This window comes from Limibacterium fermenti (assembly GCF_041902845.1).
GTDB lineage: Bacteria > Bacteroidota > Bacteroidia > Bacteroidales > Dysgonomonadaceae > Limibacterium > Limibacterium fermenti.
This window is the reverse complement of sequence record NZ_CP159486.1, coordinates 1,230,686-1,244,319: the sequence shown is the minus strand read 5'-3', so window position 1 is coordinate 1,244,319 and position 13,634 is coordinate 1,230,686. Positions and strand designations below refer to the sequence as shown.

The window sequence follows — 13,634 nt, the reverse complement described above, 5'->3', positions numbered from 1 at the left end:
CGCTATGCCTGTTGAACGCTCTACCTTTGCGCGAAAAAAAAATGAAAGGTTTAGGTTTATCACAATGGGGCATAATCATTATTTTATCTTTTCTTACAGCTTTGGAACCGCTGAGTACCGATTTGTATTTACCTGGTTTTATAGCTATTTCGGAAACCTTTAATGTTTCTGTTGCCTCCGTCCAGATATCACTGTCAACATTTCTGGGAGGGTTTGCGCTTGGTCAATTATTTTGGGGACCTTTGGCCGACAGGTTTGGAAGAAAAAAGCCGATCTTCCTCTCTCTTCTTATTTTTATCCTTGCTTCCCTGGCGTGCGCTCATGTTAAGACAATAGAACAATTATGGGGCGTACGCTTTATCCAGGCTATCGGAGGATGTGGAGGAGTGGTAATTTCCCGTTCCATTATAACCGATTATTTTAAGAAAGATCAGACCTTAAAGATGTTTAGCATATTAGCGATGATAATGGGGATTGCTCCCATTATAGCTCCATCATTGGGCAATATTATTTTAAAATTCCTGAGTTGGAGAGGCTTATTTGGAATATTGGCTATCTTTGGGGCATTGTTCTTTGTACTTACGTTATTTTTCTTGCCTGAAACAAATAAAAATCCTGTAAAGTCAGAGACTAACGTCCTAAAAGGCTATTTAAATATCCTGAAAGTACGGAAATTCTTTATTTATTCATTGGTTGCAGGTATCGCAAATGGGATTTTAATGATTTATACCTCCACCGGACCTTTTTTAATATTGGAAATAGCGGGTCTTTCCAAAGATATGTTCAGTTTGATCTTCGCTATAAATGCGGTTGGGTTGATGATTGGTTCATCCATAATAAGCTTCTTGCAGAAATATATTGTCCCAAAAAAAATAGTAAAATACACCCTCTTTATCATGACTCTTGCCAGCGTGGTAATGCTAATAATAATATCTATGGATATTTCCAAGAGCCTAATTTTGAGTGTATTTTTTATTTATCTTTTTACGATCGTCTTTTCTATCGGTATTTTATTCCCGACCACAACAGATTTAGCAATAACTCCATTCTCCGGCAGTAGCGGTACGGCATCATCGTTGTTCGGGGCAATCCAAATTGCAACCGCTTTTGTCTGTACGCTTATTTCCAGTCTTATGATGGACGGAACGATTCTCACTATTGGAATTGAATTTTTCTTGTGCTGCGTAGTCGGATTCGTGGTACTTTTTGCTAAGATAAAAAATTGATTTCGATTGAGCAACGCTTGCGCCGGCAACAGCCTCCTCCTTGACCCGTCGCTTGCGTTTCGCCGTTTTCGCCCAATCAATGGATATTAAAAGAATGTGGAAACGACAAAACCTATCCGATCCGTCATAATTTTGGCACTGTTCGGGATCAGTTGAAACGTCTGTTGGAACCCACAATCCCCGAAGCGTTGATTTCGGGTTTGAAAAATCAAGGCCTTTCTTGAAGATACAAAAAAACAAAGCCGCCTTTTATAGAAAATGGCGGCTTCATTTTTTGAATATCGAGAATCTTTTATTTTCCGTTTACTTTGTTGTCGATCGTTATACTTTTTGAGTTCACGTCATAGACATACGTTCCGGAATAGGACGGGCAGCAATGGGCATCATCTTCGGCATAAAGACTGTAAGCGCCTTTCACACCGTTTTCATATCCGGTAATGGTGGTTGTTTCGTCCAGAAAATTGTTCGAAACCGATTTGAATGTCTTGTCGGATTCTTTCAACTTGTTGTATTCGGCTAAAATTGCATTTTTTACTTCAGTCGTCAATGCGTCATTTATTTTATATGAGTCTCCGTCAGAATAAACCAATCGGGCATAAGTTGGAGTTCCTCCATTATGGCCGCTGCAATTTTCACTCATAAAATAAATTAAAAGGTCTTGTTTGCCATCGCCATTGACATCAGCCTTTTGCGATCCGTAAGCATTTTCATCGGCAGGCAAGCCGTTTTCCTGATTCGGATTCTGATTGCTCCAGCTTGCGAGATCTCCCGTGCAAGGCTGTCCGATCTGTTTGGCATCGAGCAATTCTTGTTTCCATTTTGTGATTTCGTCCTTAGCATCAAGCTCCTGTACCAGAGCTTGCGATTCGGTCGTTTGATTTGATTTTGAATTCCCTTTACAAGAGAATAAGACAATGATTCCCATTAAGGGTAGAAGTTGTAAAAATAGTTTTTTCATTTCAACTCAATTTTTAATAGTTTGTTGTTCTGTTAATCTTACGTCACAAAATTAGTAAATTAGTGGATAGGCGGTGTGTCGTCACCTATAATTAATATTAAAAGCAACACTCCTCTGATCTCCTGTGGAATAATTTCTATTCTTTTTCTCCGAATTCCGTTTGTCGGCTGTCTACTTCTTTCAATTTCAAAATATTATATTTCTTAAGTCAATTCCTATCCGGGTATGCCATATGAAGGAAAAGGGCTATTCCCCTCCCCCATTTAAACACCGGAATTTCATTCTGAATGTAATAAAATTTGTATCTTTCTTCTATAAATTCCCCCCATATTCAAAGAAAAATGGAGCTAAATAGAGAAAGATGTTTGGATACAGGCATAAATCACCCTACCCACAAGGTTGCAGGCAAAGACGCGGTGACGCCTTCCGATATGCGATTTTCTTCTGCGGGCTTGTCTTCTCTTATTGGGAGCAGCATTAACCCCGGTCTGTGTTCTTGAGGTCGTTTCAGGGACGACTGTGACATTGGCCTATTTGTAAACGGGGTCTTGAGCCACCACAAAGTTACCCGGCCTTTACGCTTGTCTTATAGCTTAATATTCAGTATGTTCGCTGTTTTTTCGTACTCCTTCTTGTAATATGCGAGCCGGGCTTTCATCTTCACCGGATCGTAAACAGGGGCCAGCCGGGGATCGTATTGCCTGGTGTGCTTGAGCACGTTCCATATGACAACGAGCAGTTTCCTTGCTATGGCGACCAGAGCCTTTTTCCTTGGCTTGCGCATGGTCATGCGTTGGAACTTTTCCTTGAAAAACGAACCCTTCGACCGGGAAGCCGCCCAGGAGACCTGTACCAGGATCGAACGCAGGTACTTGTTGCCTTTGGTGGTAGCGGTGCTCTTGTATTTGCCGGCGCTTTCATCATTCCTCGGGCGCAATCCCGCCCATCCGACAATCTTGCCGCTATTTTCAAAGACACTCATATCCCCACCCGTTTCGGCTATTATGGTCATCGCCGCTATCCGGCTTATTCCCGGAATGGTTTGTAAAAGATTTACCGGCAACGCAAAATGTAGGCCACATATCCGCTCCATTTGTGACAGACATTCCGATATCTGCAACTGGTATATGTCATACTCCTGTTTCGCCCAGGACAATTCCTGGCGGTGGTGCGCCCTGATATTGCCCCTAAGGGCCTCCTTTAATTTCCCGCTCTGCTTGTTTTTCCTGTTCCCGTACACCAGGCTTACAAGATAGCCCGGGTCTGTCCATCCGGCTATCAGCGCCTCGACGATACCCATGAAACTTTTCGTGCTGATACTGCTCAGGCAACTGCTCGCCCGGATACCTGCCTTTACCAGGATGGCGTCCATACACGTCAGCACACGGGTCACCTGCTGCCTGAGCTTGCCGTATTTGCGGGAATAGACCCGCAACTCCTGTATCAGGGGAGCAGGAACGAAACTGCCGCGCATCATGCCCTTGTGCAACAGGCTGGCTATCCACTGGGCATCCTTGATGTCGCTCTTACGACCCGGCATCTGTTTGATCAGGTACGGGTTGACAAGCGTCAACTTGAACCCCATCTCGTAGAATATGTCCCACACGGCAATCCAGTAGATACCCGTGCTTTCCAGGGCCACCTCCTCCACCTCTTCCGACTGCAGGTACTCACCCATCGAATAGATTGCAGGGGTCAGCGTTGCATATTCTTTCACTTGAGAATGACTCTCTCCATTGTAGATTGCACAGAATATATTATCTTTGTGCACATCTAAGCCACATACTTTTTTCATTATTGAATATTTTAGTGGTTAATGATCTTCAAATATAGAGAAAGTTGTGGCTTATTTCAAATCAATGTGTAAAACCGGCCCAAACGGACTCAAACAGAACACTCAATTTTTATGGGTCTGTGTATATGTGTATACTTTTATGTATATTTGTCCATAATTGGACTATTTAATATTGACAACTCTCCAAAATTAGTTTATAGGTTATTTTGTAAACGAATAAAATAATTACGAGAAGAATCGAAAATGTTTCAAAGACAATTAGCCGCTGCTTTAGTTATTGACATCCCTATGTATAGTAGATCATCAGGCGGAGCGAGAGCAAGTACTTTTAATTGTTCAATTTCTCGATGCTGATGAAAATAAACTGTTAGCATTATAGCTTGCCGACAAAGTTGTTGAAGTTTTATAAACTGACGCTGATCAGACATCAGATGTTTTCGAAATCGCAAATAGAACTTTTAACAAAAAATTATTCATTACATAATATATGCAGAATCTTTTAGATGACCTCGCGACACTTTTAGCAAAAGACCAACGTTTTGTTATAGACGGTAAACTGCTTAAAAACAAAATTATTGAGAGTTCTTTAAATCTCGATCCCGATTTGCTGAAACTATTGTTACAGAACGAAACAATAAAAAAACACTTTTTCCAACAAGTCGGCGACTTCCTTGTTTTCGATAAAATCAAATTTCAAAAGTTTGTGTCGAACAAGCAATTTTTGCCCGACTCATACACGGCATTCAAAAACAAAATTGGATTAACCTCGGGCGGGGACTTCATTTCCGACAAAAAAGAAGTTGTTTTATCTTGGCCGTATAAAGATTGCGTCCTTGAAGGAGGACAAACCAAAGAAGACCAAAAATATTCTGAAATCTTTTGGAACGAAACTCTTGCCCCAGATGAAATTGACCGCCTTCTATCGCCTAAGGTTTTTACCAATTTCAAACGTTACACAAAAAACGGGGAAGAAGAAGTTAACGCCCTTTCAGATACTGAAAACTACATCATCAAAGGCAATAACCTGTTAGCCCTCCATTCCCTCGCTCATATCAAAGCATTCAAAGGAAAGATCAAACTCATTTATATCGATCCGCCATACAATACCGGTAATGACGGATTTAACTACAACGACTCCTTTAATTATTCCTCTTGGCTTACTTTTATGAACAATAGAATAAGTATAGCAAAAGAGCTACTCTCAAAGGATGGTTCTTTGTGGATAAATATAGATGACAAAATGAGCCATTATTTAAAAGTCCTTTGTGATGAAATTTTCGGTATCGATAATTTTGTGATAAATTTTATTTGGCAAAAAAAATATTCCCCGGCAAATGATGCCAAATGGTTTAGCGATACCCACGATCATATTTTAGTTTTTGCAAAGGATAAAAAATCTTTTGTTCCCAATTTGTTACCGAGAACAGAAGAAATGAATAAACGTTATTCAAATCCAGATAATGACTATAGAGGCGCTTGGAAACCGGGTGGTTTTTCTGTAAAAACGTATTCGAAAGATTACGATTATCCTATCGAAACGCCATCAGGAAAGATTGTTTATCCTCCCAAAGGTAGTTGTTGGCAAACATCGAAAGAAAATTATTTTAAAAAATTAAATGATAATCGAATCTATTTCGGACCAAACGGCGACAGTAAGCCTCAGCTTAAACAATTTCTTTCTGAAGTTCAGCAAGGTGTGGTTGCTAAAAGCATTTGGACTTATGATGAAGTTGGACACAATCAGATTTCAAGAAGTGAAATAGTCAAATTATTTGGAGATTTTCTTTTTGCAACACCTAAACCGGAAAAGTTGATGAAACGTATTATCGAGTTATCTACAAAAGAAAATGATATCGTTCTTGATTTCTTTTCCGGTAGCGGAACAACCGTTGCTGTCGCCCATAAAATGAATAGAAGATATATCGGTATAGAGCAAATGAATTATATAGAAACTGTTATCGTTGAAAGATTGAAAAAAGTCATTGATGGTGAAAAGGGAGGTATATCTACAGAGGTAAACTGGAATGGGGGTGGAAGTTTTATGTATATGGAAATGTTAGAATCATCGCCCTTCCATTTGCTTGACATTAAAAATATGAACGAAAGCGAATTAACAAAGTTGTTTTTTTCCATATCGCATTCAGACATCATGAAATATTCTGTCAGCAGTATTAGCGATGCCGACTTTCATAGCCTGACATTTCCGGAAAAACAAAAGATTATTTTAGAAATTATCGACAAAAATCAATTATATGTACCGCTCTCAGAGATAAAAGACAGCTCTTATCCGGTAGACCCTCATACTGTTGAACTTAATAATATATTATACGACTTATAAAACAGACACAAATGATGACGGTCAGTGATGTATTTACTTTGCCTTTGGATAATTCGATAAAAAATAAAACAGCCGTAAATACAATTAAGAAATATAATTTCACTTCTAAATCTCTAATGTATAATCGCACTCCTATAGAGCTTTTGGACAATCTGTATATGGGAGATCTCGCAAAAAATGCCCTTTTCTCGTATCTGAAAACTCAATGTCGTGTTGATCTAATAGATTACGATGAAAGTAGAACTGATGGATTTGAAAATCCTGATCCGGGCTGGGATTTTTTAGTTGGCAATCGAAAAGTGAAAGTTGAAGTCAAGTCTTCAACTCCGCCGAATGGGGAAGATTATCAATCTATAATAGATAAAAGGGATATAAAAATAACGGCCAGTCACGATAAAGGGCGTACTTGGATACCAGTTGAAGATATTGAAAGCGACATTCACGTACAAATATATTTTTATGCCAAATCTTATAAAAAAGGGTATAATAATTTTGATGAACTCTCAGATGTTTTAAATCGTGATAATTCAAAAATTCACGACATCATCGACAGTCTTAAATATAATAGCCCTCTATTTTTTGGTTGTAATACAAAGAAAAATATCATACATTTTGCCAAGACCCTAAGCCCCAATACTTGGACATTCAGTTGGACTAATAGGATTTATTGGCATTGTCCCATAAACAAGTCTTTTACATTACCCCAGCTTATAGACCTTATAAATAAACTTTAGAATGAATAGTCTCAATAAAACATTCGACGCTGTCCTTGACATCTACGGACAAGACTTTTACAGAAATCTTGTTCCGAATAGTCTTGTTTCAAACCTAAAACGGTCATTCGATATACGCCCCTATCAGCAAGACGCTTTCGGACGTTTCATTTTTTATTGGGAGCAATACGCCAATCGTCCCAAGGGAGTACCCACGCAGTTACTTTACCATATGGCTACCGGCAGTGGAAAAACCCTCATTATGGCTGGACTCATTCTCTATTTATATGAAAAAGGCTACCGCCATTTTTTGTTTTTTGTCAATAGCACAAACATCATCGAAAAAACGAAAGACAATTTTTTAAATACACTCAGTAGCAAATACCTTTTTGCCGAAAATATCTCTTTTTCCGATAACCAAGTTTCAATTCGGGAAGTCGAAAATTTCCAAAACGCCCTATCGGACGATATAAATATTTCATTCAATACCGTACAGGGATTGCATTCAAAATTAAATACGCCTCGTGAAAACGCCCTCACTTACGATGATTTTGAAAGCAATAAAATGGTGCTTATTTCCGACGAAGCCCACCACATCAATGCCGAAACCAAAAAAGGCAAAGACCTTTCGACCGACGATATTGAAAACATCGCCAGTTGGGAAGCAACCATTACGCGCATTTTCAATGCGAATCCCGAAAACGTAATGTTGGAATTTACGGCAACGGCCGATTTAAGCAACCCCGATATCGCCCGGAAATACGACCACAAATTGTTGTTCGATTACCCCTTGCGCCAATTCCGTGCCGATGGTTATTCAAAAGATGTTCAAACATTGCAGGCAGACTTGCCGTCTTTCGATAGAGCCTTGCAAGCCATCCTTCTTAGTCAATATCGACGTAAATTATTTGAGAAACAGGGGTTGTTCATTAAGCCTGTTATTCTGTTCAAATCAAAAACAATCAAAGATAGCAACGTTTTTCAAGAAGAATTTACCAAACAGTTGAAAACGCTATCGGTTGATACGTTGGAACGTCTGAAACAACATAATACGAACACGATTATCAAAAAAGTTTTTGATTACTGCACGCTAAACAACATATCGCTCGACAACTTAATTGAAGAAATAAAAGTTGATTTCGACGAAGATAAACAAATTTCCGTAAACAGTAAGGATGAAAGCGAAACAAAACAAATTGCCATTAACACGCTGGAAGACGAAGACAACCCATATCGAGCCATTTTTGCAGTGGATAAATTAAATGAAGGTTGGGACGTACTTAACCTGTTTGATATTGTCCGCTTATACAATATTCGCGACGCAAAAAAAAGCATTCCGGGTAAAACCACCATGCAGGAAGCTCAATTAATCGGACGCGGTGCTCGTTACTGTCCGTTTCAGTTAGACGAGAGCCAACCGCTTTATAGGCGTAAATTCGATAAAGACGAAGCAAATGAAATGCGTATCTGCGAAGAACTTTATTATCACGCCTCATACAATCCACGCTATATTCAAGAATTGAATACCGCATTGATTGAAATTGGCATTAAACCACCCAAAACAGTTCAAAGAGAATTAAACATTAAACACAGTTTTGCTCAGACAAACTTTTACAAAAGTGGATTTATATTCAAAAACGAACAAAAGAAATATAACCGGGAAGATATTTTTTCTCTTAATCGTTCTATCATAGAACATACGCACGAAGTAAAATTACAGACAGGCATCGTGAAGCAAAAGAAGGCTTTTGAAGATGAACCTATTTCTGAAACAAAAGTTGAGACTAAGAACAAAGAATATCAGCTTCTTGATTTTGGCGAGCGCATTATTCGGAAAGCACTTAATAAACTTGATTTTTACAGATTCAACAATCTTCAAAAACACCTGCCGAACTTGCAGTCAATCAAAGAATTTATCAATTCCGAGAATTATCTTGCAAAAATTAAAATCAATGTCAAAGGCATTAAATCCGAAATTGAGAATCTGACGCCGCAACAAAAACTGGATATTGCGATAGACGTTTTGGATAGCGTTTCTTTAACCATTGGTTCTGATAAAGTAGAATTTAAAGGCACGAAAGAATTTAAACCATTTATGATGAAAGATATTATCAAAAACAAAACCTTAAACTTTGCTTTGGACGATGACATTTCCGATAAAGAAACAGGACGTTCAATGCTGAATGCAACCGAGACCAATTATCCGCTCGATTTAACTTCACGCGATTGGTACGCCCAAACAGACTGTTTCGGAACATCAGAAGAAAAAGCACTCATTCAGTATATTGATAGCATCTATGAAAATCTCAGACAGTTATACGATGACATCTATCTTGTAAGAAACGAACGCCACTTCAAAATCTTTACTTTTGATGATGGTCGTCCTTTTGAGCCCGATTTCGTTCTATTCTTATTTTGCAAAAAAGAAAATCTAATTTGCCAATATCAAATTTTCATAGAACCAAAAGGCGCGCATTTAATTTTACAAGACGAATGGAAACAAGACTTTTTGCTCCAAATCCGAAAACTTGCTAAAATAGAACAACTTTGGCAAGGACGCGAATATAACATTTGGGGATTACCATTCTTCAATAAATCAATTGCGGAACAAGATACCAAATTCAAAGAAGCTTTTCATAAGTTTATGGACTAAGATATTCCGGAAGCGATATCATCCGTGAGTTGGGAAAACGGATCTTCCACCGGTATTACCCTGGCTTCGTTCATCAAATTGTTGCGGGCAATCGATCTTTTGGATGAAATGGAGAAGTTATTACCGGAGTTACCGGAAAGTCCGCGGGCTTTGTTTAAAAAACAATATAAGAAGTAGTCGATGGAAACAAATGTAGTCAAGGTGATATACAGGATTACAAAATACTACTTGATACGGTGAAGAATGCAATTGCTAATTTTGAGAATTATGCCAAGGAATTGGGTGTCGATAAAAAACTGATAGAGAACATTAAGGGTGATTTTATCGGAAACTTACTTTAATTCTCGAATAAACGCTCATTCGGTGATACTCTTTATAGAGGATAATCGTATTTTTATGCTAATTAACCATATCCTTGCTTATTTCCGTTACTTGTCCTTTTTCTTTCAGTTTGCGGCTTAGATTGGAATAATCGACTTTCTGAACAGACGTTCTCTCATCGAGAGCCAGACATGCTGCCGCAGCAACTGACTGTCCCAGCACCATAAACACCGGTTCCATCCGGATGGATCCGTAAGCAATATGGCTGGATGAAAGGCATATGGGGACAAGGAGATTGGTACATTCTTCTTCTTTCGGAACAAGTGATTGGTAAGCAATTTGATAAGGCCTCGGAGGATGAACACCGACATCTCCTTCGTTCTGAACATGCCCTTCCGATGTGACATAGCGTTGTGAATTGTGTGAATCCAACGTATAAGAGCCCATTCCTACCGGATCAGGCACAGGACGCTTTCCCAACACATCGTTTTCGGTCATCACATATTCTCCGATCATTCTTCGGGCCTCACGGATATAGAGTTGGTACGGCCAGTTACCGTTGTCGGGAAACTCGTCTTTTGCCAACCCCCACTGTTGCATCCCATCCCGCACCTGCCGAAGTACTCTGGGATCGGTGGATGCAAAATAAAGCAATCCTTTCTGATAGTTTTTATGCTCTTCCAGAATTTCCTTCCTGTGTGTGTACGATGCTTCCGGATAATCATAATTCATGCCGATGTAATCGCTGCTGAAAGGTCCGTGATTGTTGGTATCTGTTTTCCGATTGGGAATCACATCGAACTTATCGAACCACTCGTTCCATCCCGACTCAAATACGCGTCCCAACAATTCGTATCGCTTCGGATCGTAGCCGGCCGGTTTTTCAAATGGTACACGGTTGTCGAGGTGGTTGCTCATGCACAGGCGGAAGCAGTAAGCCTGTATTTTATGGTCCCCCGAACAATTGGGCTGGATGGGGTCGCCAGAGATGTAAGGCAATAATCCGCTGGTAGAATCTCCCGGTATCACATACGGGTCGATCGCGGTTTTGAAATAATGTCCGTGGTGGAACACACCGGCTTGGACTCCATTCCACTGTTCATCGTATTGCGAACAGGCTTCCCGTCCCACCGTATACGATACTCCCGCTGCGGCCATCAGATCACCTTCGTAAGTGGCATCGATAAAGACCTTTCCCTTAAATGTTTTGCCCGACAAGGTGGTGAATGAAACGATTTTTTTGTCCTTTATAACGGCTTCTTTTTTGCGATCCAGCCACTCGTCGCGGTATACCGTTATGTTATTTTCCTTGATAAAATCTTCAAAGACCTGTTCGGCCACGTGCGGTTCGAAAATCCACATCGTACGGTTTTCACCGTCTAGGGCCGGCGTTCCCTGCCCCTTGTTCCCGTATTCCGAATGTTTTTGCCATTTCCATGCCGGGGAATCGTTATAGTGAAGCCAGATACGGTGATAAAAATCGCGCGCCAATCCGCCGATAGCTTCCTTATTCCCAGTATCGGTAAATCCCAATCCGCTGGAAGACAATCCCCCCAGATGTTTATCCGGGGAAACGATCACCACACTTTTTCCTGATTGTGGGGTCTCCACGGCTGAGATTACCGCAGCCGAAGTGCCTCCGTAAATGATTACATCTGCGTTAAATGTATTTTTATCCTTGTTGCAGGATAAAAAAGAAAACGCAAGTATTAGTAAGAGTATAAATATTTTAGATGCTCGTTTCATAACGTTATTTTATGTTGGTGAAATGCATTATCACATATTTATTTATTGATTTGAACTTCCAGAATCTGTTTATCTTTTAATAAAGTGTTTTGTAAAGCCGGATAATTGATATCCTGTACCGCCACACCTTCCTCTATAGCCTGACATGCAGCGGTGGCTGCAGATTGTCCCAACACCATAAACACCGGTTCCATACGGATGGATCCGAAAGCTATATGTGTCGCGCTTACACAAACAGGGACTAGTAAATTTTCACATTCTTCTTTCTTGGGCACAATGGATCTATAGCTGATCGGATAGGCATAGGGTACGTGTGCTTCTACATTTCCTTCATTCTGCACGAATCCGTTTGCATCTACATATCTCTGTGTGTGATGCGAGTCCATTCCGTAGGCCCCCATTGCGACGGGATCATTTACAATTTCGCTCCGTTCGCAATTTTTTTGTGTCATCACATAGTCGCTGACCATCCGCCGCGCTTCCCTGATGTAGAGTTGTTCCTGCCATCCTTCACTGCCTTTCTCATATTCATCTTTACAAGTACCCCATCTGGATATTTCAGCCCTTATTTTCTGCGGAATACGCGGATGATAGGCCAATGTCCACATCAACCCCTGTTGATAATCCCTATGGGCCCGGATAATCTTTTCGCGTTCTTCATAAGATGCATCCGGATAATCGTAATTCTGCCCGATAAAATCCGTAGAAAATCCTCTTCTGTTATTCGTGTCGGTTTTCCTGTTCGGCATTGGCGAATTGATCCAAGGCATCTGATTCATCTCCGATCCGCTGTCCGCTTCATAGTTTCTGAAAAGCAGTTCATAATTCCGCTCGTCATAGTTTTCAGGTTTCTTGAAAGGTATCCGGTTGTCAGGGTGGTCGGTCAGTGTCATCCGGAAGCAGTAAGCCTGCACTTTATCGTCACCCTCCCCATCCACGCCAGGAGTACCTTCAGTGAGGTACGGGAGAAAACCGCTTTCCGGATATCCTTTGATAATATAAGGATCGACTCTGTCCACAAAATTGTGATTATAAGCGTTTCGGGAAAGCGTCCATTTGAGTGTGGCGCTGATTTTATTAGCCTGCACACCGTTTAATGTTTCTCCGTATTCACGGTTGGACTCCCGCCCCACCCTATAGCTGACATCCACAGCTGCCATCAGGTCTCCTTCATAGGTTGCGTCTATAAACATTTTTCCGGTATATTGTGAACCGTTCTCCATTTCAATCGATTCAATTTTGTTGCCTTTTTTACGAATACCGCTCTTTCTGTTTAATCTTTCGCCATACACAATATCAATTTTTTCTTCGGAAATCATTTGATGGTATACTTTTAAAGCGGCGGAAGGTTCGAATGTCCACATGGCTTCTTCGCCCTTTTTTGTTCTTGTTTGTCCTCCATCTATATATTCACTTCTATCCTGCCATTTCCAATTTTTTGGATCGTCGTAGTATTTTCGGATATTTTGATAAAATTCACGGGATATTCCTCCAATCACCTGTTTATTTCCGATATCGGTCTGTCCTAATCCTCCGGTTGTCAATCCTCCTATGCGGTGAGTCGGCTCAATGATCACGACGGATTTCCCCATTCTCGATGTTTGGATGGCCGATGCAATTCCGGCAGAAGTGCCACCGTAAATGACCACATCATATTCTTTATTTTGTCCTGATATTCCTGAATAATTCAGTATCAATAAAACAAAACTCATGCTTAGTATTTGAACAATTTTTTTTGAAATCATAATTTTTTTCTTTTAATATCGAGTTCATTTTAGTATATTATTTATTTTTTTATATTCCCGTTGCATAATGCGCGTAATAGCCTTGCAGACCGTTGGCAATCTCGGCGGAGGACTTCTTCTCCTATATCATCCTGATTGC

Annotated in this window: 8 protein-coding genes and 1 pseudogene; 5 read left to right on the top strand and 4 right to left on the bottom strand. The window is 40.2% G+C overall.

The annotated features are described in order from the left end of the window. Nucleotides 1-41 precede the first annotated feature (41 nt). Complete coding sequence (locus ABNK31_RS05720; RefSeq protein WP_418894735.1) at nt 42-1,226, top strand: multidrug effflux MFS transporter; 1,185 nt, start codon at nt 42-44, stop codon at nt 1,224-1,226. 292 nt (nt 1,227-1,518) lie between these two features. Here ABNK31_RS05720 and ABNK31_RS05715 read toward each other — a convergent pair whose 3' ends face one another. Together ABNK31_RS05715 and ABNK31_RS05710 are read right to left on the bottom strand one after the other, a co-directional pair. After that, nucleotides 1,519-2,184: a hypothetical protein gene (locus tag ABNK31_RS05715; protein ID WP_418894734.1), complete on the bottom strand. Its 666-nt coding sequence runs from the start codon at nt 2,182-2,184 to the stop codon at nt 1,519-1,521. A gap of 586 nt (nt 2,185-2,770) precedes the next feature. Next, nucleotides 2,771-3,979: an IS110 family transposase gene (locus ABNK31_RS05710; RefSeq protein ID WP_418894733.1), complete on the bottom strand. Its 1,209-nt coding sequence runs from the start codon at nt 3,977-3,979 to the stop codon at nt 2,771-2,773. A 487-nt stretch (nt 3,980-4,466) separates the two neighbouring features. Here ABNK31_RS05710 and ABNK31_RS05705 point away from each other — a divergent pair, with 487 nt between their 5' ends. The 4 genes and pseudogenes from ABNK31_RS05705 (at nt 4,467) to ABNK31_RS05690 (ending at nt 9,683) form a co-directional block, all read left to right on the top strand. Next, nucleotides 4,467-6,317, top strand: coding sequence for a DNA methyltransferase (locus ABNK31_RS05705; RefSeq protein ID WP_418894732.1), 1,851 nt, complete (start codon nt 4,467-4,469; stop codon nt 6,315-6,317). An 11-nt stretch (nt 6,318-6,328) separates the two neighbouring features. Then, on the top strand, nt 6,329-7,051 hold the full coding sequence (locus tag ABNK31_RS05700) for a hypothetical protein (protein ID WP_418894731.1): 723 nt from the start codon (nt 6,329-6,331) through the stop codon (nt 7,049-7,051). A gap of 1 nt (nt 7,052) precedes the next feature. Then, nucleotides 7,053-7,709: pseudogene (locus ABNK31_RS05695) on the top strand (DEAD/DEAH box helicase family protein); the annotation flags it as partial. A 27-nt stretch (nt 7,710-7,736) separates the two neighbouring features. After that, complete coding sequence (locus ABNK31_RS05690) at nt 7,737-9,683, top strand: DEAD/DEAH box helicase family protein (RefSeq protein WP_418895461.1); 1,947 nt, start codon at nt 7,737-7,739, stop codon at nt 9,681-9,683. A gap of 399 nt (nt 9,684-10,082) precedes the next feature. On the opposite strand, the gene ABNK31_RS05685 is transcribed toward ABNK31_RS05690, so the two are convergent. Together ABNK31_RS05685 and ABNK31_RS05680 are read right to left on the bottom strand one after the other, a co-directional pair. Then, nucleotides 10,083-11,750 carry an FAD-dependent oxidoreductase gene (locus ABNK31_RS05685; protein WP_418894730.1) on the bottom strand — a complete coding sequence of 556 codons (1,668 nt, stop codon included), beginning with the start codon at nt 11,748-11,750 and terminating at the stop codon, nt 10,083-10,085. 38 nt (nt 11,751-11,788) lie between these two features. Next, nucleotides 11,789-13,495, bottom strand: coding sequence for an FAD-dependent oxidoreductase (locus tag ABNK31_RS05680; protein WP_418894729.1), 1,707 nt, complete (start codon nt 13,493-13,495; stop codon nt 11,789-11,791). Nucleotides 13,496-13,634: the final 139 nt, after the last annotated feature.

What these genes read in the sequence shown, in the direction of transcription:
- ABNK31_RS05720 (WP_418894735.1), top strand. Translation starts at nt 42, where the DNA reads ATGAAAGGTTTAGGTTTATCACAATGGGGCATAATCATTATTTTATCT.
- ABNK31_RS05715 (WP_418894734.1), bottom strand. Translation starts at nt 2,184, where the DNA reads ATGAAAAAACTATTTTTACAACTTCTACCCTTAATGGGAATCATTGTC.
- ABNK31_RS05710 (WP_418894733.1), bottom strand. Translation starts at nt 3,979, where the DNA reads ATGAAAAAAGTATGTGGCTTAGATGTGCACAAAGATAATATATTCTGT.
- ABNK31_RS05705 (WP_418894732.1), top strand. Translation starts at nt 4,467, where the DNA reads ATGCAGAATCTTTTAGATGACCTCGCGACACTTTTAGCAAAAGACCAA.
- ABNK31_RS05700 (WP_418894731.1), top strand. Translation starts at nt 6,329, where the DNA reads ATGATGACGGTCAGTGATGTATTTACTTTGCCTTTGGATAATTCGATA.
- ABNK31_RS05690 (WP_418895461.1), top strand. Translation starts at nt 7,737, where the DNA reads ATGTTGGAATTTACGGCAACGGCCGATTTAAGCAACCCCGATATCGCC.
- ABNK31_RS05685 (WP_418894730.1), bottom strand. Translation starts at nt 11,750, where the DNA reads ATGAAACGAGCATCTAAAATATTTATACTCTTACTAATACTTGCGTTT.
- ABNK31_RS05680 (WP_418894729.1), bottom strand. Translation starts at nt 13,495, where the DNA reads ATGATTTCAAAAAAAATTGTTCAAATACTAAGCATGAGTTTTGTTTTA.